Here is a 25,137-nt window from a genome sequence, read left to right on the forward strand (position 1 = left end):
TCAGCCGGTCCGCTGCTCCTGTGCGGCGGCCACGCTGCGCGGGCGCAGGTCGGTCCACGCCGCGTCGATGTGGTCGAGCACCTCGGTCCGCGAGGCCGGGCCGTGCACGACCGTCCACCCGGAGGGCACCTCGGCGAACTCCGGCCACAGCGAGTACTGGCCCTCGTCGTTGACCAGCGCGAGGAACACGCCGTCGGGGTCGTCGAACGGGTTGGTCATGAGGTCTCCTTCTCCAGGGGGTGGACGACGACACCGTCGACGACGGCGTCGAGGCGGGTGAGGAACAGCCCGGCCAGCTCGGCGACGACGGCCTCGTCGACCGCGCCGGGCAGGTAGGACCACAGCGTCTGCAGCTGCGGCCCGTCCGGCCCCTCGACGGCGGCGGCGTTCAGCTCGACCGCGTGGTCGACGCCCATGTCGTCGCCGGAGCGGCCGTCGAGCCCACCGACGACCGCCCAGTCGCGCTCGGCGGTGTCGGGGAGCGCGGTGTCGGGGAGCGCGGTGTCGGGGAGCGCGGTGTCCGGGAGCGTGGTGCCGGTGGCGGCACCGGCGGCGCCGATCCGGCCCAGGTAGTTCACCAGCAGCGGCGGGACCGGGGCGTCGGCGAGCGGACGCCCCGGGTCGAGGTGACGCAGCACGCCCCAGCCGACGCCGCCGTCGGGGACCGCGGCCAGCGTCGCCGCGACCGAGGCGACGGCGTCGGCGGCCGACCCGGTGGCCGGTCCTGGGTCCAGCCGCACCGGGAACTCGCTGGTGAACCAGCCGACGGTGCGGCCGAGGTCGCTGCCGGGCAGCAGCTGCTCCTCGCGGCCGTGCCGTTCGACGTCGACCAGCACCGGTCCCGCCGGGTCGCCGTGGGCGTCGCGCTGGTCCGCGACGGCCAGGGCGACCGCGGTCAGCAACACCGCCTCCACCCCGGGGCCCCCGGCGCGCAGGAGCGCGGCGACCCCGGGGCCGGTCCAGGTGCGGGACAGCCCGCGGGTGGTGGCGACGGTGTCCCGGCGCGGGTCGAGCGGCGCGCACCCGGGGAGCGGGGCGGCATCGTCGAGCACCGCGCGCCAGCGGCCGAGCTCGTCGCGCCGCTGCGGGACGAGCCCGGTCAGCCGCCGCGCCCAGCTGCGGAACGAGGTGCCGACCGGCGCGAGCTGCGGCGCCCGCCCGGCGAGCACGGCGCGTCCGGCCTCGGCGAGGTCGGCGAGCAGCACCCGCCACGACACCCCGTCGACGACGGCGTGGTGGGCGACGACCACGAGCCTGCCCGGCGCGTCCCGCCCGGCGTCGAGATGGGTGACGACGAGCATCCGGCCGCCCGCCGGGTCGAGCAGCCCGGCCGCCCGTTCCGCCTCCTCGACCGGGTCGAGCGCACCCCCCGGATCGCGGACCGCGCGCACCGCCGCCGTGCCGGCACCCGGCGGGGGCACCTGCAGGGACCAGCGACCGTCGTCGTCGAGCAGGGACGCCCGCAGCAGGTCGTGGCGGTCCAGCAGGGCCCGCACGGCCGGCTCCAGCGCCGCGGTCGCGGTGCCCGCCGGGACCTGCAGGGTCATGAACTGGTGGAAGGTGCGGACGTCGCCGCCCAGCTCGCGGATCCGTTCGAGGATCGGCCAGGCCGGGACCTCGCCCAGGCCCAGGCCGGGGTCCTCGACGACGACGTCACCGGCCGGTGCGGCGGCCGCGGCGGCGGCGATCGCCTCGACGGTGCGGTGGGTGAACACCTCGCGCGGGCGCAGCGCGAGCCCGGCGGCGCGGGCCCGGGTGGCCAGCTGCATCGAGGAGATGCTGTCCCCGCCGAGTGCGAAGAAGTCGTCGTCGGCGGCGAGCGGGCCGTCGAGGCCCAGCACCTCGGCGACGAGCTCGGCCACCAGCAGCCCGACCGGCGAGGCCGGGGCGCGACCGCCCCCGGTGGCCGGGCCCGGCACCGGCAGCACCGCTTTGTCGATCTTCCCGTGGACGGTGAGCGGCAGCGTGTCGAGGACCGTCACCGCCGCAGGGACGAGGTGGTCGGGCACCCGGGCGGCGAGCGCGGCCCGCAGCGCCGCACCGTCCCCGACCGGGTCCCCGGCCGGTACGACCCAGCCGAGGAGGCGGCCGCCGCGGACGTCGGCGACCGCGGCCCGCACCCCGGGCAGTGCCCCGAGTGCGGCCTCCACCTCGCCCAGCTCGATCCGGAAGCCACGCACCTTGACCTGGTCGTCGGCGCGGCCGAGGTACTCCAGCCGGCCGTCGCCGGTCCAGCGGACCAGGTCGCCGGTGCGGTACAGCCGGGTCCCGGGCGGCCCGAACGGGTCGGCGACGAAGCGGGACGCGGTCAGCCCCGGCCGGTCGTGGTAGCCGTGGGCCAGCTGCGGCCCGCCCAGGTAGAGCTCCCCGGTCACGGCGGCCGGGACCGGGCGGAGGCGACCGTCGAGGACGTGGGCGCGAAGGCCCGTGACCGGGCGCCCGATCACCGGCGTCGCGGAGTCGGCGACCGCGGCGACGACGGCGTCCACGCAGGTCTCGGTCGGCCCGTAGAAGTTGAACGTGCGCACCGTCGCGGCGCCGGGGGCACCTGCGGGCCGGGGCAGCGCGGCGAGTCGGCGCCACTGTGAGGGCGGCACCGCCTCCCCGCCGACGCCGAGCACGGACAGCCCGCACACGCCGTCGCGGACCAGCCCGGCCGTCGCGACCTGCTCGAACACCGACGGCGCCAGCTCGACGGCGTCGATCGCGTGGTCGTGCAGGAACCCGGCGAGCGCCTCGGCGTCGCGCTGGGTGGCCTCGTCGACCAGGTGCAGCGCGTGCCCGCCGAGCAGCCCGAGCAGGGGTTGCCAGGAGGCGTCGAACGCGAACGACCAGGTGTGCGCGATCCGCAGCGGGCGACCCAGACCGGTCGCGGCGGGGCCGTACACCTCGCGGTCGTGGTGCGACCACAGCGCGAGCAGCGAGCGGTGCGGCACGACCACGCCCTTCGGCCGCCCGGTCGACCCGGAGGTGAAGATCACGTAGGCCGGGTCGTCCGGGCGCGGTCCGGGACCGGGGTCGCCGTCGGGCAGCGGACCGTCGACCCGCAGCAGCTCCCGGTCACCGGGGACGTCGGTCCCGGACAGGGTCAGCACCAGGCGGGGGTCGGCGTCGTCGAGGATGCCGCCGATCCGCGCCGCCGGGTAGGCCGGGTCGAGCGGGACGTAGGCGGCGCCGCAGCGCAGCGCGGCCAGGATCGCGACGACGACGTCGGTGGTGCGGGGCAGCAGCAGCGCCACCCGGTCCCCGCGCCGCACCCCGCGCCCGGCCAGGGCACGGGCGAGCCGGTCCGCGGCGGCGCCGAGCTCGGCCCAGCTCGACGTCCGGTCCCCGGCGACCAGGGCCGGCGCGTCGGGGGTGTCGCGCACCCACCGCCACACCGCGTCGACCACCGTCGCGGGGCCGCCGACCGGTGCGCTCCCGTCGCCGGCCCAGGCCCCGAGGACGCGGGCGCGCTCGGCGCCGGAGAGCACGTCGACGGCGTCGACCGGGGAGCCGGGGGCGGCCACCCAGGAACGCAGCACGCGTGCGATCCGGTCCAGCAGGGCACGCGCGGCGTCGAAGTCGAGCAGGTCCGGACGGTACTCGCAGGTCAGACGCAGCCGCTCGCCGTCGGGGACGACGACGAGGGTGACCGGGTAGTGGGTGGCGTCGCTGCCGCCGACCCCGCTGACGGTCACGCCCGCGGCCCGCTCGGAGTCGGCGACGGCGGCCTCGTCGACCGGGTAGCTCTCGACGACGACCAGGGTGTCGAACAGCTCCCCGCCACCGGCGAGGCGCTGCACCCGGGCCAGGTCGACGTGCTGGTGGGCCAGCAGTCGCGCCTGCTCGTCGCGCAGCCGCCGCAGGAACGCCGTCCCGGACTCCCCGGCGCGGGTGCGGACCCGTACCGGGAGCGTGTTGATGAACAACCCGACCATGTCCTCGACGCCGGGGAGATCCGCGGGCCGCCCGGAGACGGTCGCGCCGAATACGACGTCCTCGCGCCCGGTCAGCCGGCCCAGGACGACACCCCAGGCGGCCTGGACGAGAGTGCTCAGCGTGACGTCGGTGCTCCGCGCCAGCGCCGCGAGACCCGCGCCGAGCCCGGGGTCGAGGTCGAGGTCGAGGTCGACGTGCTCCGGTGCGACGGGGGTGCGGGCCGGGTCCGGCGGGCACAGCAGCGTCGGCCCGCCGATCCCGTCGAGCGCGGACCGCCACGCGGCGACGGCGGTGCCGTCGGCGGCGTCGGCGGCGTCGCGCCGGCCCAGCCAGGCGAGGAAGTCCCGGAACGGCCGGGCCGGAGGCAGCGGGGTGCCCGCGAGCAGCGCGAACAGGTCCCGCGCGACCAGCGGGGCCGACCAGCCGTCCATCAGCAGGTGATGGTGGGTCAGGACCAGCCGGGCGTCGCCACCGGGCAGCCGCAGCAGCGCCGCCCGCAGCAGCGGCGCCGTCGCCAGGTCGAAGCGGCGGCCCCGTTCGGCGTCGGTCCGCTCGTCGCGTTCGGCGGAGTCGGCGACCTCGGTGACGGTCCACCCGGGGGCCGCGCGGCGCGGCACGACCTGGACCGGGGTCCCGTCGGCGCAGGCGTGCACGGCGACCCGCAGGTTCGGGTGCCGGTCGAGCAGCGCGTGCAGGGCGGTGCGCAGGGCGTCGGGGTCGACGCCCGGGCCGAGGTCGAGGGTCTCTTGCACGGTGTAGACGTCGACCCCGGCCGCCCCGTCCCCGGCCGCCCCACCTGGCGTGCCGTCGCCGTCGACGGAGGCGAGGAACCACAGGCCGCGCTGCAGCGGGGTCAGCGGCCACACGTCGTCGACCGCGCCGTGGGCGGCCGTGATCCGGTCGACCTCGGCCTGGTCGAGGTCGACCAGCGCGAAGTCCGACGGGGTGTGCCGGGACCCGCCGCCCGCCGCGGCGGTGGCGATCGCGTCGAGCGCCTCCCCGACGCCGTCGGCGACCGCGGCGACGACGGCGCCGTCGAGCGCCCCGGCGGGGTGGGAGAACCCGATCTCCAGGCGCGGGCCGTCGGCGTCGTCGCGGACGACGGCGTCGACCTCCAGCAGGTGGTCGGGGGCGAGGACGGTCTCGTCGCCGACCCCGTCGACGGCGACCTCGGACCAGTCGCCCGTCGCGTCGGCGCCGGCACCGGGCCGGCCGAGGTAGTTGACGAGGATCGGGGGCGTCGGCGGCACGGTGGACGGCACGGTGGACGGCGCCGTGGCGGCGGGTCGGCGCAGGGCCTCCTTGACCGCGACCACCGCCGCGGCCGGGTCCCCGCCCGCCGGGTCGAGCGCGACCGGGGCCAGCGTGGTGAACCAGCCGACGGTGCGTGACAGGTCCACCGCGGTGTCGACGGCGCCGGGGTCGCGCCCGTGCCGCTCCCGGTCGATCCACACCGGACGGTCCGCGCCGGTGTCGCCGCGGGTGCCCCCGTGCCCGTCGCCGTGGGTGGCGCGGACCCGGCGCACGGCGAGGGCGAGCGCGGCGAGCAGGACGTCCTCGACGCCCGCGTGCCACGCCGCGGGGACCCGGCCGAGCAGCGCGCCGGTGCGGTCCGGGTCGAGCGTGCGGACGGTCCTTACGACGGTCGCGGCGGTGTCGCGCTCCGGGTCGAGGGACCGGGACCCGGGCAGCCCGTCCGGCCCGTCCGGCTCGTTCGACCCGCTCGGCGCAGAGTGCGCGGACGGCGCGGTGGGGGCCGGGGCGGCCGCGGCGAGCAGCCGCGCCCAGGTGCGGAACGAGGTGCCGACCGGGCCGAGCGCGGCCGGGCGGCCCTCGCGGGCGGCGCGGACGGCCGTGGCGAGGTCGGGCAGCAGGATCTGCCAGGACACCGCGTCGACGACGAGGTGGTGCGCGACCAGGACGAGCCGTCCCGCCCGCTCCGGCGACGGCGGGGCCAGCAGCACCGCGGCCAGCACCACCCCGGCGGGTGGGTCGAGCCGGGCGACGGCGGCGTCGTGCGCGCCGGCGACGGCGGCGTCGTGGGCGTCGTGGGTGTCGTGGGTGTCGTGGGTCCCTTCGGTATCGCGAGCGTCGCCGGTGCCGTCCCAGGCGGCGACGGTGAGCAGCGGGGCCGCGTCGACGCCGCCGCGCGGCCGGATCTCCAGGGTGCCGTCGTCGCCGTGGGTGCGGGCCCGCAGCACGTCGTGGGTGTCCAGCAGCGCGGCCAGCGCGGCGGTGACCTGCTCCGCGGTCGTCCCCGGCGGGGTGCGCAGCACGGTGGACTGGCAGAACCGGGCACCGGGTGCGCCGCCGGCGACCCGGCGGGCGTACCACGCGGTGATCGGGGTCGGCGGCACGAGTCCGCTGCCGTCCGGGTCGTGCGCGGGGCCCGCGGTGTCCGCGGTCGCGGCGCGGGCGGCGATCGCGGCCGGGGTGCGCAGCTCGAACACCTGCCGCGGGTCGGTGAGGATCCCCTCCTCCCGCAGCCGCGACACCAGCCGGATCGCGGAGATGCTGTCCCCGCCCAGGGCGAAGAACCCGTCGTGCACGCCCACCCGGTCCAGGCCGAGGACCTCGGCGACGACCGCGACCACCCGCCGTTCGGCGTCGGTGCGGGGGGCGTCGGTGCCCGCACCCGCACCGAGGTCGGGGGCGGGCAGCGCGGACCGGTCGACCTTGCCGCTGATCGCGGTCGGGACGGCCGGGATCGGAACGAACGCCGCGGGGACCAGGTGCGCGGGCAGGACCGCGGCCAGCTCGGCGCGCAGCTCGGCCGGGTCGGGGTCGGCGCCGGGCAGCGCGGGCACGACCCAGGCGACCAGGCGCGGACCGGCCGGGGTCGGGTGCAGCCCGACGACGGCGCGGGCGACCCCGGGCAGCGCGGCCAGCGCGGCCTCGACCTCGCCGGGCTCGATCCGGAAGCCGTGCAGCTTGATCTGGTCGTCGGCGCGGCCGAGGAACTCCAGGCCGCCGGCCAGCCGCCGCACCAGGTCCCCGGTGCGGTACATGCGGGCGCCCGGCTCGCGGGGGTCGGCGACGAACCGCTGCGCGGTCAGCGCCGGGTTGGCGAGGTAGCCGCGGGCGACGCCGTCGCCGCCGAGGTACAGCTCGCCGGGCACGCCGTCCGGGACGGGCCGCAGCCGGTCGTCGAGGACCAGCGCGCGCATCCCCGGGTCGGGGCGCCCGATCAGCACCGGTTCGTCGGGGGTCGCGGGGCGGCCCGGCCACAGCGTGGCGTTCACCGTCGTCTCGGTCGGACCGTAGGCGTTGACGACGTGGTGGTCGGCCGACCACCGGTGGATCAGCGACCGGGAGCTGGCGTCGGTGCCGACGACGACCGCCGTCCCCGGGGCGACCGCGGCCGGGTCGAGCAGCTCCAGCAGGGCGGGCGGGACGAGCAGCACGGTGAGCGCACGGTCCCGCACCACCTCGACCAGCCCCTCGGCGGTGCGGTCGGCGTCGTCGACGATCACCAGGGTCCCGCCGGACAGGACCGACACCGCGAGCTCGGCGATCGTCACGTCGAAGGCGGGGGAGTAGGACTGCGACGCGCGGCTGCCCGGCCCGCCGATCCCGACCGAGGCGAACGCCGCCACCAGCGGCGCGAGCCCGGCGTGCGGCACCACGACACCCTTGGGGCGGCCGGTGGAGCCGGAGGTGAAGATGACGTAGGCGGCGTCGTCGGGTGCCGGGCCGGGCATCGGTGCCGGGTCCGCCGCGGCGACCTCGGCCACCACCGCCGGGTCGTCGAGGCGCAGCCACGGCACCGTGTCGGGGCGCGGCGCGTCGCCGCGGGTGATCCCGAGCAGCGGCGCGGCGTCACCGAGGACCCCGGCGATCCGTGCGGGCGGGTGCCCCGGGTCCAGCGGCACGTACACCCCGCCGGCCTGCTGCACCGCGAGCGCGGCGACCAGCCAGTCCACCGAGCGCGGCAGCGCGACGGCGACCGCGCGCTCACGGCCCACCCCGCGGTCGGCGAGGACCCGGGCCAGTCGGTGCACCCGGTCGGCCAGCCCGGCGTAGGTCAGCGTGGTGGTGCCGTGCTCGACGGCGACCGCGTCCGGTGTGGTGGCGGCGTACCCGAGGACCAGCCCGGGGAACGTCGACGGCGGCGCGTCCGGCAGCGGCAGCCCCCGCTCGGCGACGGCCAGGCGGGCGTGCTCGTCGTCGTCGAGGAGCGGGAGGGCGCCGACCCGGCTCTCCGGGGCGGCGACGGCGGCACCGAGCAGCCGGGTGAACCGGTCGCCGAGCGCGCGGACGGTCGCCGCGTCGAACAGGTCGCGGCTGTACTCCAGCGCGGCGCGCAGCACCGGGCCGCCCTCGTCGAGGAGGGCGACGGTCAGGTCGAACTGGGCGACGTCGGTGTCGGCGTGCCGGGCCCGGGTGCCGACCCCGGCGAGCCCGACCGGTGCGCCCGCCTCGCCGACGGCGGCGCTCTGGAACGACAGCATCACCCCGAACAGCGGGTTGCGGGCCAGTGAGCGTTCGTGCCCGACGGCGTCGACGACCCGGTCGAAGGGCACGTCGGCGTGGGCGAACGCGGCCAGGTCGGTGCCGCGGACCCGGGCGACGAGCTCGGCGAACGTCGGGTCGCCGGACACGTCGGTGCGCAGCACCAGGGTGTTGACGAAGAACCCGACGAGGTCGTCGAGCGCCGGGTCGGTGCGCCCGGCGACCGGGGTGCCCAGCGGGACGTCGGTCCCGGCGCCGTGCCGCTCCAGCAGCAGCGCGACCGCCGCCTGCACCACCATGAACGGGGTCGCGCCGTGCGCGGCGGCGACCCGCCGGACGCCCTCGACCGTCGCGGCCGGCAGGTCGAGCTCGACCCGGCCGCCGCGGAACGAGCGCCGCGGCGGTCGCGGCCGGTCGGCGGGCAGCGCGATCTCCTCCGGCACCCCGGCCAGCGTGTTCCGCCAGAACGCGAGCTGGCGGGCGGCGGAGGAGTCCGGGTCGTCCTCGTCGCCGAGCAGGTCCAGCTGCCAGGCCGCGTAGTCGGCGTACTGCAGGGGCAGCGCCGGGGCGTCGGGCGCGCGGCCGTCGCGGCGGGCCGCGTAGGCCTCGGCGAGATCGGCGCGCAGCGCGCCCTCGGACCACTCGTCGACGGCGATGTGGTGCGCGACCAGAGCGAACACGTGCTCGTCCCGGCCGGTACGCCACAGGTGGGCGCGCAGCGGCGGTTCCGTGTCGAGCGCGAAGCCCCGCCCGGCGGCGGTGGCGAGCAGCCCGTCGACCGTGTCCGGGCCGGCGTCGGCCTCGGTGAACGGCACCGCGGTGCCGCGGGGCAGGACCCGCTGGTGGGGGACGCCGTCGTGCTCGGGGTAGACGGTGCGCAGCACCTCGTGCCGGTCGACGACGTCGCCGAGCGCGGCCCGCAGGGCGGCGGTGTCGAGCGGGCCGGACAGCTCCTGGACGAACGCGATCAGGTAGGTGGCGTCGGCGCCGTGCGCGCGGTGGTGGAACCACATGCGGCGCTGCGCCGGCGACAGCGGCGGACGTTCCGGGCGTGCCCGGCCCGCCCACGCGCCCGGCCCGGGCGGCGTGGCGGGGTCCCCGGCGAGCGCGGCGGCGACCCGCCGGGCCAGCCCGGCCGGGGTGGGGGACTCGAACACCGCCCGGATCGGGAGGTCCGCGCCGAGTTCGGCGCGGATCCGCGCGAGCAGCCGGGTCGCGGTGAGCGAGTGGCCGCCGAGGGCGAAGAAGTCGGTGTCGGCGCCCACCGTGCCGGGGTCGGCCCCGAGGACGGCGGCGAACGCGGCCGCCACCAGCTCCTCGGCGGGAGTGCGGGCGGCACGTCCGGCACCGGCGGCCGGGGTCCGCGGGTCGGGCAGCGCCCGCCGGTCGACCTTGCCGTGCGCGGTGAGCGGGAGCGCGTCGAGCAGCACCACCGCGGACGGCACGAGCTGCGGCGGCAGGGTCGCGGCGAGGTGCTCGCGCAGCGCCGCCCCGGTCACGGCGTCGGCGTTCCGCGGAACGGCGTAGCCGACCAGCCGGGCCGGGCCCGCGGGGTCGCCGGGCGGCGGACCGGCGACGACGACGGCCGCCCCGACCTGCGGATGCGCGGCCAGTGCCGCGGTGACCTCACCGGGCTCCACCCGGACCCCGCGGATCTGCACCTGGTCGTCGGACCGGCCCAGGTAGGCCAGCCGGCCCTCGGCGTCGGACCGCACGAGGTCGCCGGTGCGGTAGAGCCGCGACCCGTCCGGACCGGCGACGAAGCGTTCCGCGGAACGTCGCGGGTCGCCCAGGTAGCCGCGGGCGACGGTGGGTCCCTGCAGGTACAGCTCGCCCGGCACCCCGGCCGGGACGGGCTGCAGGGCGGGGTCGAGCACGTGCGCACGGACCCCGGCGACCGGGCGCCCGATCAGCGGCTCGGCGGACTCGGTGCTCCACAGCGCGGTCGCGTCCACGCACGCCTCGGTCGGCCCGTACAGGTTCAGCCCGGTCGTCGCGGGCGCCGCGCGCAGCGCCGACCACAGCCCACGGCCGACCGCCTCGCCACCGACGATCACCAGCCGCGGCGGCGGACCGTCCGGGCCGCCGGTCAGCAGCCCGGCCTCGACGGCCTGCTCGGCGAGCGCGGGGGTCAGGTCCAGCACGTCGAGCCGGTGGGCGCGGGTGTGGCGGACGAGGCGGTGCGGGTCGCGGCGGACGTCGTCGTCGAGCAGGTGCAGGGTGTGACCGCAGGACTGCCAGACGAACCCCTCCCACGCGGTGTCGAACGACAGCGCGGCGGCGAGCCCGAACCGGCGGCGCCCGCCGCCCGACCGTTCGACGACCGCGGCGCGGTGCTGCGCGGCGAGCGCGGCGAGCGACCGGTGCTCGACGACGACGCCCTTGGGGACGCCGGTCGACCCGGAGGTGAAGATCACGTAGGCGAGGTCGCCGGGACCGGGCGCGGGCCAGTCCGGCGCACCGTCGGACAGCCCGGCGAGGGCGGCCGCGACCTGCGGGTCGGCGGGGTCGACGGTCACCCGGCCGGTGCCGGTGCCTGCCGGGCCGAGGACGAGCAGCGGGCCGGCGGCGGCGAGCACCGCCTCCGTACGGGCGCTGGGCAGGCCGGGGTCCAGCGGCAGCAGCGCGGCCCCGGTGGCGAGCACCGCCCACACCGCGACGACGGCGTCGGCGGTCCGCGGCAGCGCGGACGCGACCACCGTCCCCGGCCCGGCGCCGCGGGCGCGCAGCAGCCGGGCCAGCCGGTGTGCCCGGGCCGCGAGCTCCCCGCCGGTCAGCCGCTCGTCCCCGGCGACCAGGGCGGGCGCGGCCGGGTCGGCGGTGTGCGTGGCGGCCCAGAGCTCGGGCAGGGTGGGGCCGGCGACGGCGGGCCCCGGGATCCCGCGCCACGGTGCGAGAGCGGCGAGCTCGGCCGGGGTGGCGGCCGGGGTGCGCCCGAGCGGTGCCCGCGGATCCGCGGCGCAGGCGTCGAGCAGCACGACGAACCGGTCGAGCAGGGCACGGGCCGTGTCGTCGCCGACCACGTCGCGGTGGTGCTCCAGCTCCAGCAGCAGGCCGCCGTCGGGGCCCGCCCCGGGGACGGCGGTCAGCGACACCGGGTAGTGCGTGCCGCCCGCGCCGCCGATCTCGCCGACGGCCAGGCCGCAACGGCGTTCCAGGTCGCGGCGGGCGTCGTCGTCGACGGGGAAGTTCTCGACCACGACCAGGGTGTCGAACAGCGGCCCGGCACCGGCGAGGGACTGCACTTCGGCCAGCGGCAGCCACCGGTGGTCCAGCAGCGCGGCGGTGTCGTCGCGGACCCGGTCGATCAGCCCGGCCCAGGTCGTCGCCGGCCCGGTCGCGACCCGCACCGGGACGGTGTTGATGAACAGACCGACGATGTCCTCCACCCCGGGCAGGTCGGCGGGCCGGCCGGACACGGTCAGGCCGAACACGACGTCGCCGTCGCTGGTGTGGCGGGCCAGCAGCACCGCCCACACCGCCTGGAGCAGCGTGGACAGCGTGGTGTCGCGGGAGCGGGCCACCGCGGCGAGCGCGTCGGTGCGGGCACCGGTCAGGGCGGTGGTGACCGTGCGCGCCCCGGCCGCCGCCCCGTCGCCCGGCCCGAGTGCGGGTGCGAGCAGGGTCGGGGTCGCCCCGGCCAGCGCGGCGCGCCAGGCGTCGAGCGCGGCGGCGCGGTCCTGGCGGGCGACCCAGGCGAGGTGGTCGCGGAACGGTCGCGCCGGTGGCGGGGTGGCCCCGGAGTAGAGGGTGAGCAGGTCGGCGAGCACCAGCGGCCCCGACCACCCGTCGACGACGATGTGGTGCTGGGTCATCAGCAGCCGGTACCGGTCCGGTCCGAGCCGCAGCAGCGTCCACCGGACCAGCGGGGGACGGCCGAGGTCGAACCCGCGGTCGAGCTCGGCGGTGGCCTCGTCGTCGGCGGCGGCCTCCGGCTCGGTGCCGGGGCCGGTCAGGTCGACCTCGCGCCACTGCGGGCGCACCGACCTCGCCACCGGGGAGACCAGCTCGCCGCCGCGGCGGCGCCGGAACGCCGACCGCAGCGCCGGGTGCCGGTCGACGACGGCGTCGGCGGCGGCGTGCAGCCGTGCCGGGTCCAGCGGCCCGGTGAGGTCGAGGGTGGTCTGCACGACGTACGGGTCGCGGCCCGCGCCGTCCTGCGCGGCCGCGGTGGACAGGAAGTAGAGGCCCTCCTGCAGCGGCGACGGCGGGAGGACGTCGGCGAGTCCGGATCCGGGTCGGGTCGTCGTCACAGGTCGCTCCACTCGTTCTCGAACTCGTCGATCTCGTCCTGGTCCAGGGACACCAGGTCCAGGTCGGACGGGCTGTGCCCGCCCGCTCCGCCGCGGACGTGCGCGGCGAGCCCGTGCAGCGCCCGTTTCCAGTCCGCGGCCAGCCCGGCCAGCGCCGCCTCGGTGAGCACCCCGGCGGGCGCGGTCCAGGTCGCGGTCAGCACGTCGCCGGTGGCGAGCACGTCGACCTGCAGGGCGTGCCCGGCGGGCATCGCGTCCGGGACGGTGCCGCGCACGGCCTCCCCGACCGGGGCCCAGGGCCCGTCGGGTGTGCGGCCCGGGTCGAACCGGCCCAGGTAGTTCACGAGCACCTGCGGCACCGCGAACGCGGCCCGGTCGGGCAGCAGCCCGAACCCGGCGCCGCCGTCGGGGACGGTGCGCAACCGTTCCTTGACCCGCTTGAGCGCCGCACCGGCGGCGGGCCCACCGGCGACGGCCTCGGCGAGCCCGGCGGCGTCGAGCCCGGGGTCGAGGCGCACCGGGTGCTCGGTGGTGAACCAGCCGACGGTGCGCGACAGGTCGACCGGACCGGCGACGAGCTGCTCCTCGCGTCCGTGCCCCTCCCGCTGCACCAGCACACCGTCGGCGGCGGGGGTGCCGAGGCGGCGCCACCCGTCGCACAGGGCCAGCGCGAGCGCGGTGAGCAGCACGTCCTCCACGCGGGCGTGGAACGCGGCGGGCAGATCGTGCAGCACGGCGCCGGCCGTGTCACCGTCGACGACGACGGTGCGGGTCCGCGCGCCGGCCGCGGTGTCGGTGCCCGGGTCGAGCGGACGGTCCCCGAGCAGCGGCTCGGTGTGTCCGCGCAGCGCCGCCCACGGCGTCGCGTCGGCGCGGGCGGCGGCGAGCAGGCCCGCCCACCGCCGGAACGACGTCGACGGCGCCGGCAGGGCCCGCCCCGCCGCCGCGGTGGCGAGGTCGGCGGCGATGATCCGCCACGACACCCCGTCGACGACGAGGTGGTGCGCGACGAGCGCGACGGCGTCCGCCGTGTCCCCCGTGTACCCGCGCAGCACGACCGCCCGCAGCACGGCGCCCGCACCCGGGTCGAGCAGCGCGGTCTCGGCGGCGACCTCGGCCGTGGCGCGCCCGTCGAGGGACTCCCCGGCGGCGAGGGTGACCTCCCGCAGCGGGACCGGCCGGGCGTCGGCGGCGGGGCCGACGACCAGCCGTCGCCCGGCGGGTCCGGTCTCCCAGCGGGCTCCCAGCAGCGGGTGCGCCGCCCGGACGGCGGCCAGGGCGTCGGCGACCACCGCGGTCCCGATGCCCGGCGGCAGCCGCAGCAGGGTCCACTGGGCGTAGTCGGACACGTCGACACCGCCGTCGGCGATCCCGCCCAGCCAGCGCACGACCGGGGTGGGCTCGACCGCCCCCACCGGGTCGTCGACCACCTGCGGGTCCGCCCCGGCCGCGGGTGCCCGGTCCAGTGCCTCGGCCAGCGCGGCCGGGGTGAGCAGCTCGTGCACCAGCCGCGGAGTCAGGGCGAGTCCCTGCGCGCGGGCCAGCGCGACCAGCCGGATGGAGACAATGCTGTCCCCGCCGAGGGCGAAGAAGCTGTCGTGCTCCCCGGCGACGGGCACGCCCAGCGCCGCCGCGAACAGCGACCGGAGCCGGTCGGTGACGCCGTCACCCAGCGGGGCGGGCGTCGGCGCGACGACCGACGGCGGCGCCGGCAGCGCGCGCCGGTCGACCTTGCCGTTCGGGGTGAGCGGCAGCGCGTCGCGGACCAGCAGCACCGCCGGGACGAGATGCTGCGGCAGCCGGGCGGCGACGTGGGCGCGCACGTCGTCCGGGTCGGGGGTGCGCCCCGGTGCCGCGACGAGGTGCCCGACCAGCTGCCGGGCCCCGGTGACCGGGTTGTCGTGGGCGACGACGACCGCCGCCGCGACCGCGGGGTGCCCGGCCAGCGCGGCCTCGACCTCGCCCGGCTCGACCCGGTACCCGCGGATCGACAGCTGGGTGTCGGTGCGGCCCAGGTACTCGACGCCGTCGGGGGTGGTGCGGACGAGGTCGCCGGTGCGGTAGAGGCGACCGCCGGGCGGCCCGAACGGGTCCGCGACGAACCGTTCCGCGGTCGCCCCGGGCGCGCCGAGGTAGCCGCGCGCGAGCGCCGCCCCGGCCAGGTACAGCTCACCGGGGACGCCGTCGTCGACGGGCCGCAGGTGCGGGTCTAGGACGAACGCGCGGGTCCCGCGGACGGGGTGCCCCACCAGCGGCGACGCCGAGTCGGCGACCCGCGCGACCAGGGTGTCGACGCAGGCCTCGGTGGGCCCGTAGGCGTTGCGGGACTCGGTGTCCGGCGCGGCGCGCAGGGTCTCCCACAGCGCGGGCCCCGCGGCCTCCCCGCCGATCACGAGCAGCGCGGGCCGGTGCCCCGGCCCGGTGAGCAGCCCGGCCGCGGCCAGCTGCTCGGCGAGGGTCGGCGCGACGTCGACGTAGTCGATGCGGTGGGTGTCGACGGCCGCGACGAACAGCTCCGGGTCGCGGCGGGTGGTGTCGTCGAGCAGGTGCAGGACGTGCCCGGAGGCCGGCCACAGCAGCGCGTCCCAGGCGGTGTCGAAGGTCAGCGGCGCGGCGAGCGCGGCCCGCACCCGGCCCCCGGTGCGCCGCCGCACCGGCTCGTGCAGCGCGACGCGCTGGTGGGCCAGCAGGTTCGCCAGCGCACCGTGCGGCACGACGACGCCCTTGGGCCGGCCGGTGGAGCCGGAGGTGAACAGCACGTAGGCGGCGTCGCCCGGCCGCACCGGGACCGGGGCGAGCGGGGTCGCCGCGGCGAGCGCGCCGGTCGTCGCCGCGGTGCCGAGGACCAGCTCCGTGACGCCGTCGGGGGCGCTCCCCGGCCGGTCGGTGACGACGAGCCCGGGCGCGGCGTCACCGAGCAGCTCCGCGACCCGGGCGGCGGGCTGGGCGGGGTCCAGCGGCACCGCGCAGGCACCGGCGGCCAGGGTCGCGAACAACGCGACGACGGCGTCGGCGCCGCGCGGCAGCAGCAGCGCGACCCGCGTCTCGGCCCGGGCGCCGCGGGCGGCCAGCAGCGCGGCGAGGCGGTGCACCCGGTCGCGCAGGTCCGTGCCGGTGAGCACGACGTCGCCGTCGACGAGCGCGGGCAGGTCCGCGGTGGCGCCGAGTGCCGCATGCAGCGCCTCGGGCACCGACGGCCCGGGCCCGCCCGCGTCCGGGCCGGCGGCGCGGACCAGGAGCGCGGCACGCTCCGCGGGACCCGGCGCGCCGGCCCGGCCGACCGGGGCGTCGGGGTCGGCGACCAGCCCGCGCAGCAGCGCCACCAGCCGGTCACGGACCCGCTCCGCGCCGGCCCGGTCGACGACGTCGGGCCGGTGCTCGACGATCAGGTGCGGCGCGGCGCCCGGACCGGCCGGGACGACGACGAGCCCCAGCGGGTAGTGCGTCGCGTCCCGGGCCGGGTCGGCGGAGATCCGGATCCCGCCGGACCCGGCACCGGGCGACCGCGGGTCGGCGGGCAGGCCCTCGAACACCACGAGGGTGTCGAACAGCGTGCCGAGCCCCGCGAGACGCTGGATCTCGGCGAGCGGCAGCTGCTGGTGCTCGCGCAGCGCAGCCTGCTCGGCCTGCACCCGGCGCAGCAGCGCCCGCCCGCTCTCCGCCGGGTCGAGCCGGATCCGCACCGGGACGGTGACCACGAACAGCCCCACCATCCGGTCCACCCCGGCCAGCTCCGGGTCACGCCCGGACGACGCGCCGCCGAACACGACGTCGGTCCGGCCGGTCGCGCGCGCCAGCAGCAGCCCCCACGCCGCCTGCACGATCGTGCTCGTGGTGACGCCGAGGTCGCGGCCGAGCCGGTCGAGGCCGTCTCTGAGGTCCGCCGGGAGCCGCCCGGCGAGCCGCTGCGGGGCTGCGGCAGGCGCGGCGGTGGGTGCGCCGGCGTCGGCGGCGACCAGGGTCGGGGCGTCGAGCCCGGTCAGGGCGTCGCGCCACGCGGCGCGGGCGGGCTCCGGGTCGAGCGCGGCCAGCCGGGCCAGGTGCTCGCGGTAGGGGCGGGCGGGGCCGGCCGGGGCGCGGGTGCCTTCGTCGAGCAGTTCCTGCAGCTCGGCGACGACCAGTGGCCCGGACCAGCCGTCGAGCAGCAGGTGGTGCTGGGTGAGCAGCAGCCGGACGGTCCCGCCGGGTAGCCGCACCACCAGCCCGCGCAGCAGCGGCGGTCGGGCCGGGTCGAACCCGGCGGCGAGCTCCGCGCGGGCGAGCTCCGCCACCGCGTCCCCGGTGCCACCCGACCCGGCGTGGTCGTCCGCAGCGCTCGTGTCCGCGGCGCCGTCGTTCCCGCCGTCGTCCGCGTCGCCGTGGTCCGGTGTGCCTGCGGACAGGTCGACCTCGCGCCACGGCACCGCGGCGGTCGCCGGGACGACCGCCACGATCCGTCCCTCGACGGTCTGGTGGAACCCGGCGCGCAGGTTCGGGTGCCGTTCCAGCAGCGCGTCGACCGCCGCCCGGACCCGGCCGGTGTCGACCGGCCCGCCGGGACGGGTGGGGGTCAGGTCCAGCCACTGCTGCACGGAGTAGACGTCGTCGCCGAGCGCGGCGAGGTAGGCCAGGCCCTGCTGCAGCGGGGCGGCCGGCCAGACGGCGACGAGGTCGGGGACCCGCTCCCGCAGCCCGGCCAGCTCGGCCGGGGACGGCGCGACCAGTGCGGTGTCCGGGCCGGAGGTGTCGGCGAGCTCTCGCAGACCGGCGAGCCAGTCGTGGGCGAGCGCGGTCACCGTGGCGGGGTCGAGGACCCCGGTCGGGAAGCGCAGCACGGCGCGGAACGTCCCGTCCGGCCCGACCGCCGAGTTGATCTCCAGCTCGTGCGAGAGCGGCATCGCCGGGTCCACCGACACGGCCAGCGCGACCGGCTCGGCCGCGGTGGCCGGGCCACCGGTGAGCAGCGGGGGCAGCTGCGCGAGCGGCTCCCAGTGCGCGCCGGTGCCTCCGCCGAGCCTGCCGAGGTGGTTGAGCAGGATCTGCGCGCGCCCGCCCGCGTCACCGGGGCGCAGCGCGCGACGGGTGTCGGCCACCCGCATGTCGCCGGTGGCGTCGGGGTCGGTGGCGGCCCCGTCGAGCCGGACGGTGCGCAGCGTGGTGAACCAGCCGACGGTGCGCGACAGGTCCGGCGCGGAGTCCCCGGTGGTGCCTCCGGCGGCTCCGTCGGCCGTGCCCTCGGCGGCACGGCCGACGTCGTGGCCGGGGGCCCGGTCGGCCCGGTCGGCCCGGTCGGCCCGGACGGGCAGGTCACGGCCGTGGCCCTCGCGGGCGAGCAGCAGCGGCCCGACCGGCTCGCCGCGACGGGCGCGGTGCCGGGCGACGGCCCCGGCGAGCGCGCCGGTGAGCAGCTCGTCGACGCCGGCGGCGCGGGTGGCGGCGGCCGGGCCGTGCAGCGCGGCGGTGACGTCGGCGGGCAGGGTGACGACGACCTCCCCGGCGGTGGTGACGGTGTCGCGGCCGGGATCGAGCGCGCGCCGCCCGAGCAGCGGCTCGGCCGTGGGGCCCGCCCCGGTGCTGCCCGGCCCGGAGTCGCTCGGTCCGGTGCTGTGCGCCCCGGTCCGGGCGGCGGCCCAGCGGTCGTAGGACACCGGCACCGGCGCGAGGTCGGTGCCCCGGGCGGCGGCGTCGAGATCGTGCAGCAGGATCCGCCAGGACACCGCGTCCACCACCAGGTGGTGCACGACGAGCAGCAGCCGGGCGTCGTCCCCGGCCCCGTCCGGTGTCGCCGGGAGCAGCACGGCGCGGAACAGCCCGCCGTCGGCCGGGCGCAGCGCTGCGACCTCGCGTTCCAGCTCGGTCGCGACGTCGGCGTCCGGCCCGGCGGTGCGCAGCCGTGGCTCGGCGGGGCCGCCGACGTGCAGGACCCCGTCCGTCCAACGGGCGCGCAGCAGGTCGTGCCGGTCGAGGACGGCACCGAGCGCCGCGCGCAGCGACGCCTCCCCGGTACCGGCGGGCACCGCGACGACGACCGCCTGGGCGTAGCGGGCCACCGGGACACCGGTCCCGGCGAGCCCGGCCAGCCAGCCGACCATCGGTCCGGACGCGACCGGACCGGACACGGCGTCGTGCACCTCGGCCGCGGTCCCGCCGGGGCCGTCGGTGCGGGCGACCGTGGCCAGCGCGGCCGCGGTGGGGTGGGTGAACACCTCGCGCGGGGTGAACCGCACGCCCGCGTCACGGGCCCGGGCGACCAGGGTGATCGCGACGATGCTGTCGCCGCCCAGGGCGAAGAACCCGTCGTGCACACCGGGCGGGTCGATGCCCAGCACCTCGGCGAGCAGCCCGACGATCCGGGCCTCCAGCGCGGTGCTCGGCCCGGCCCCCGAGAGCCCGGACGACCCGTGCGGCCCGGACGGCCCGCCGACGGGCACCGGCAGCGCGGACCGGTCGACCTTCCCGCCGAGCGCCAGCGGCAGCCGGTCCAGCACGACGAGGTCGGCGGGGACCATGTGCTCGGGCAGCCGGTCGGCGAGCGCCACGCGCAGCGCGTCCGGCTCGGGCGGCGCGGTGGGGTCGGCCGCGGTGACGTACCCGGCCAGCCGCGGACGGTCGCCGTGCACCGCGACCGCGGCCTGCCCGACGCCGGGCAGCGCGCCGAGCGCGGCCTCGACCTCGCCGAGCTCCACCCGGAACCCGCGCAGCTGCACCTGGTCGTCGGTGCGGCCCAGGAACTCCAGCTCCCCGGTCGGGGTGCGCCGCACCAGGTCACCGGTCCGGTAACGGCGGGTCCCGTCGGGGGCGGCGACGAACCGTTCGGCGGTGGCGCCCGCCCGGCGGAGGTAGCCGAGGGCGAGGCCGTCGCCGCCGAGGTAGAGCTCGCCCGCGACGCCCGGCGGGACCGGACGCAGCCGAGCGTCGAGGACGTCGGCGGTGCGGCCCGGCTCCGGGCTGCCGATCAGGACCGGTCCGGTCGTCCCGGCCGGCGCGGTCCACGCGGTGGCGGTGACCGTGGTCTCGGTGGGGCCGTAGGCGTTGACCAGGCGGTGGCGGCCCGCCCAGCGGCGGACCACCGACGGCGGGCACGCCTCCCCGCCGACGACGACCGTCGCCCCCGCAGGCAGCGCGGCCGGGTCGAGCTCGGCGACGAGTGCGGGCGGCAGGTCGGTGAGGGTCACGCCGTGTCCCGCCAGCCACCGCGGCAGGTCCGGGCCGAGGCGGTGCTCCTCGTCGACGACGACCAGCGTGCCCCCGCACAGGACGGTCGCGGCGAGCTCGCTGACGGTGACGTCGACCGCGGGGGACGCGAACTGCGAGGCCCGCACGCCCGGCCCGGCGCCGAGGGTGCCGGTGACCGAGGCGACCAGCGAGGCCAGCCCGCGGTGCGGGACGACGACCCCCTTGGGACGCCCGGTCGAGCCGGAGGTGAACAGGACGTAGGCGGGGTCGTCGAGGTGCGGCCCGCCGCTTCCGGCGGAGTCCGTGGGTGCCGCGGCCGCGCGGTCGAGCGCGGCCGGGTCGAGCCAGCGCGTCCGGACGGTGGCGCCCGAGCGGGTGACGTCCGAGCCGGGGGTGTCCGGGTCGGCGGGGCCCGGGTCGGCGGGGCCGGAGCCGGTGGCGCCGGGGTCGGCGGTGTTCGGGCCGGCGTGACCGGGGTCGGTGGCGCCGGGAGTGCCGATCCCCAGCGTCGGTCGCGCGTCGTCGAGGACGACGGCGGTGCGACCGCGCGGGTGGGCCGGGTCGAGCGGCAGGAACGCCCCACCGGCGCGGGCCACGGCCAGCAGCGCCGTGACCTGGTCGGCGCCGCGGGGCAGCGCGACCGCGACGATCCCGCCGGGGCGCACCCCGTGCTCGCGCAGCGCGTGCGCCCACCGCTCCACCCGGGCGGCGAGCGCGGCGTAGGTCAGGACGGTGTCGGCGTCGTGGACCGCGGTGGCCTGTGGGTCGAGGGCCGCGGCGGCACCGAACAGGACGGGCAGCGTGGCGGCCGGGACCGCCACGGCCGGTCCGCGCCGGGCCCGGTCGAGCAGCTCCCGCTCGCCCGGCAGCAGCAGCGGGGCCGCACCGACCCGGCCGTCCGGGTCGTCGGCGAGGGCGGTCAGCAGGGTGGTGAGCCGGTCGGCGAGGGTGCGGGCGGCGTCGTCGTCGAGCAGGTCGGTGGCGTACTCCAGGTGCCCGACGAGGACCCCGCCGGGGCCGTCGCCGACGTCGACGGTCACCGGGAACTTCGCGGTGCCGGTGTCGAGCAGCCGCGCCGACACCCGCAGCCCGGTGAAGCCGTCGGTGGCCGGGAGCGGCTCGCTGCGCGAGACGAGCACCGCGGCCAGCGGGTCCGCCGCGGCCGAACGCGCCGGGGCGACCGCGGCCACGACCCGCTCGAACGAGACGTCGGCGTGCGCGAACGCGGCCAGGTCGATGGCCCGCACCCGGCCCAGCAGCTCGACCCAGGTCGGGTCGCCGGAGACGTCGGTGCGCAGCACGACCGTGTTGACGAACATCCCGACGGCGCCGACCGCGGACGGGTCCGACCGGCCCGCGACCGGTGTGGCGAGCGGGACGTCGTCGCTCCCGCCGAGCCGCGCGGTCAGCACGGCGACGGCGGCCTGCACGGCCATGAAGACCGTCGCGCCGGCCGCGGCGGCGGTCGCCCGCAGCCGGGCGTGCACCGGTGCCGGCAGCGAGAAGGGGGTCACCGCGCCCGCGCCGGAACGGACCGCGGGCCGCGGGCCGGGCACCGGCAGCGGCGGCTCGGCGGGCAGCCCGGCGAGCTCGGCGCGCCAGAAGTCGAGCCCGGCCGGGTCGGTGCCGGGGTCGGCCGGGGCGGCGTCGGCGTACTGCGGGGCGGGCACGAACCCGGGGTCGCGCCCGGCCCGGCGTGCGGTCCAGGCCGCCGCCAGGTCGGCGACGACCGTGCCGAGCGACCACTCGTCGGCGGCGGCGTGGTGGGCGACGAGCAGCACCGTGACCCCACCCGGCCGCCGGTGCAGGGTGGCGCGCAGCGGCCGGTCGACGGCCGGGTCGAACGGGCGGGCCGCCTCGGTGACCGGATCGGTGCCGACCTCGGTGAGCGGCACCGGCGCGGGCGGCAGGACCAGCTGGTGCAGGCCGCCGTCGGGGTCCTCGCGCAGCACGGTGCGCAGCGCCTCGTGCCGGGTGACGACGTCGGTCAGCGCCGCCTCGAACACCCGGGCGTCGAACGGGTCGTCGGCGGTGGACACATCGAGCGCGAGCGGCAGGTTGTAGGTGCCGGGTGCGCCCCCGCCGAGCCGCTCCAGCAGCCACATCCGCCGTTGCCCGGGACCGGCGGGGAGCCGGTCGGGGCGGGTCCGGCCGCCGGTCGGGGCGGGCGGGCCGGCTGCGGCCGGTGCCCGGTCGGCGAGCAGCGCGGCCAGCCCGTCCGCGGTGGGGTGCTCGAACACCTCGCCCACGGCGAGCGGCCTGCCGAGCTCGGCCCGCACGGCCAGGGTGAGCCGGGTGACCAGCAGCGAGTGCCCACCGGCGGCGAAGAAGTCCTGGTCCGGGCGCAGACCCGGCACGTCGAGGACCCGGGCCATCAGCGCGAGCAGCGACCGGGTCAGCGGGTCGGCGACCTCGGTCGGGCCCCGCGGCGCCGGGTCGGCGGCGGTCTCCGGCAGGGCGGCGCGGTCGAGCTTGCCGTGGGGGGTGGTCGGCAGCGCGTCGAGCACCGTCACCCCGGCCGGGACCATGTAGTCGGGCAGCGCCGCGGTGCAGTGCGCGGCCAGCGCGGCGGGCAGCGCGTCCCGGTCCGCGCCGGGTGCGGGCACCACCCAGGCCCGCAGCCGGACGTCGCCGTCGGCGCGGGGGCGGGCGGTGACCGCCGCCGAGCGGACCCCCGGGTGCTCGCCGAGCACGGCCTCGATCTCGCCGAGCTCGATCCGGAAGCCGCGCACCTTCACCTGGTGGTCGGTGCGGCCCCGTACCTCCAGCACCCCGTCGGCGCGCAGCCGGGCGAGGTCACCGGTCCGGTACAGCCGGTCGCCGGGCGGGCCGTCCGGGGCGGCGACGAACCGCTCGGCGGTCAGCCCGGGGCGCCCCCGGTAGCCGCGGGCCAGGCCCTCCCCGGACAGGTACAGCTCACCGGTCACGCCCGGCGGGACCGGGCGCAGCCGGGCGTCGAGGACGTGCACGCCGGTGTTGTCGACCGGCCGCCCGACCGCGGGCGGGCCGGGTTCACCGGTCAGCGGGTACGCGGTCGACCAGACCGTGGTCTCGGTCGGGCCGTAGACGTTCACCACCGAGGCCGCCCGCGCGGTGAGCGCGGCCGCGAGCGGCTCGGGCAGCGCCTCCCCGCCCACGAGCACACGCAGCCCGTCCGCGGCGTCGGGCCGGGCGGCGAGCAGCGACTGCCACAGCGTGGGCGTCGCCTGCACGGTCGTGACCCCGGCGCCGGCGATCCGGGCGGCGAGCAGCTCCGGGTCGAGCACCTCCTCGCGCCCGGCGACGACCGTCGTCGCCTCCGACAGCAGCGGCAGCAGCAGCTCCAGCACCGCGATGTCGAACGACACCGTGGTCAGCGCCAGCACCCGCTCGCCGGGGGAGAGCGGCACCACCCGCTGCATCGCGCGCAGGAAGTTGAGCAGCGCCGCGCGGCGGACCTCGACGCCCTTGGGCCGGCCGGTGGAGCCGGAGGTGTAGATGACGTAGGCCAGCCCGTCCGGGCGGGGCGCGGGGTCGGCAGGCCCGGCGCCGGGTGCGGCCGCGGTGAGCCGATCCAGGGGCGTCACCGTCACCCCGCCCCGCGACGACGCTGCCGGAGCGGAGTCCGGAGCGGTCACCAGCAGCGCGGGGCGGGCGTCGTCCAGGGTGTGGGCGATCCGCCGGGCGGGCACCGCCGGGTCCAGCGGCAGGTACGCCGCACCCGCCCGCAGCACCCCCAGCATCGCGACGACCAGCTCCGGGCCGCGCGGCAGGCACAGCGCGACGACGTCGTCGGCGCCGATCCCGCGAGCGGCCAGCGCCCCGGCCACCCGCGCGCTGCGGTCGAGCAGGGCCGCCGGGCCCAGCGACAGCCCGGAGCCGACGACGACCGGCCGTGCCGGGTCGGCGTCCCGCAGCGCGGCGCAGAGCAGGGTGGCGACGTCGTCGGCGGGCAGCGCCCGTCCGGTGTCGGCGGTGCCGAGGTCCCGCTCGGCGGGCGCGCGCACCTCCAGGTCCCCGGCCGCGGTCGCGGCGTCGGCCCCGGCGACCGCGGTGAGGAACGCGGCGATCCGCTCCGCGTGCCGGTCGAGCTCGTCGGGGGAGTGGAGCGCGGGATTGGCGTCCAGGCGCAGCGCGGCCCCGTCCGGCCCCTCGTCGAGGGTCAGGGTGAGGTCCTCCACCGGGCCCGCCGACACCGGGTGCACGACGGCCGCGACGCCGTCGAACACCGGCCGGGCACCGAACGGGCGGATGTTGACCCACGGCCCGGTGAGCCGGCGCCCGGCACCGACCCGGCCCAGGTCGCGGCGGATCTGCTCGCCCCGGTAGCGGGCGTGCGGGCGGACGGCGGCGAGCGCGGCGTGCACGGCGGCGACGGTCGCGGCGACCGGCGCGTCCGGGTCCGGGGCGACCCGCAGCGGAAGCACGTTCACCGCGGTGGCGGGCACGCGGACCGCGGCCGACCCGAGCCTGCCCATGAACGGCACGCCCAGCACGACCTCCCCGGTGCCGCCGGCGTGACGCTGCACGTAGAGCGCGACGGCGGCGAGCACGGCCTCGACCCGCCCGGCACCCACCGTCTCCCCGAGCCGGGTCAGCCCGGCGGTGGTGGCGGCGTCCAGCGCGACGTCGCGGCGCAGGAACGTCGGCGACGGGGCGGCCGCGACCGGACCGGCCGGGGACGCCACCTCGCCGAGCCCGTCGAGGTGGTGGGCCCAGAAGGCGCGGTCGGCGGCCTCGCGGTCCGAGCCCCGGTATCCGGCGTCCTCGTCCAGCAGCGCGGCGAGGCCGGGCAGCGGGCGTCCGGCGGGCCCGCGGCCCGCGGCCAGCGCCGAGTAGACCTCGGCGGTGCGGCGGTCGATCAGCGCCCAGGCGTAGGCGTCGACGGCGATGTGGTGGGCGTGGCGGAACCACCACCACAGGCGCGGGCCGAGCCGCAGCAGTGACTGGCCGCCGACCGGCTCGCCGGTCAGGTCCACGGGCCGGGCCAGCGCCGCGCGGACGTGCGCGAGGGCCGCGGCCCGTGGGTCGGGCTCCCCGGTCAGGTCGAGCACGGTGAGCGGGTCCGCGGGGGCCGGGTCGAGGTGGGCGACCACGGCACCGTCGTCGTCGGCGCGGAAGCGCAGCCGCAGCGTCTCCGCCTCGTCCAGCACCTGCGCCACCGCGCGGGCGAACAGCTCCGGCCGGACCGGTCCGGCGATCTCCAGGTACCCGCCGGTGCGGTAGCCGGGGTGGGCGGGGTCGAGCTGCTGGGCGAACCACAGCGCCTGCTGGGCGGCGGTCGGGCGGAGCGGTGCGGACACCGGTGACCTTCCTTCGACGTGCGTGCCGCCCCGCTCACGCGGGCACGGCGGTGCCGCGGTCACCCGGGAGGGGC

General features: G+C 79.0%; 3 protein-coding genes. All 3 read right to left on the reverse strand.

The features are described 5' to 3' along the window. The 3 genes from WHI96_RS20125 to WHI96_RS20135 are packed head-to-tail and all read right to left on the reverse strand — an operon-like array spanning nucleotide 1 to nucleotide 25,063. On the reverse strand, nucleotides 1-219 hold the full coding sequence (locus WHI96_RS20125; RefSeq protein WP_345644938.1) for an MbtH family protein: 219 nt from the start codon (nucleotides 217-219) through the stop codon (nucleotides 1-3). Then, the gene (locus tag WHI96_RS20130; protein ID WP_345644941.1) at nucleotides 216-12,626 is read right to left on the reverse strand and encodes a non-ribosomal peptide synthetase; all 12,411 of its coding nucleotides are present in this window, start codon (nucleotides 12,624-12,626) and stop codon (nucleotides 216-218) included. Before WHI96_RS20130 ends, WHI96_RS20125 begins: the two co-directional genes overlap by 4 nt. Continuing rightward, nucleotides 12,623-25,063, reverse strand: coding sequence for a non-ribosomal peptide synthetase (locus tag WHI96_RS20135; RefSeq protein ID WP_345644944.1), 12,441 nt, complete (start codon nucleotides 25,061-25,063; stop codon nucleotides 12,623-12,625). Before WHI96_RS20135 ends, WHI96_RS20130 begins: the two co-directional genes overlap by 4 nt. Between the last annotated feature and the right edge of the window lie 74 nt (nucleotides 25,064-25,137).

Origin of the sequence: Pseudonocardia tropica (assembly GCF_040105315.1) — a bacterium.
Lineage (GTDB): Bacteria > Actinomycetota > Actinomycetes > Mycobacteriales > Pseudonocardiaceae > Pseudonocardia > Pseudonocardia alni.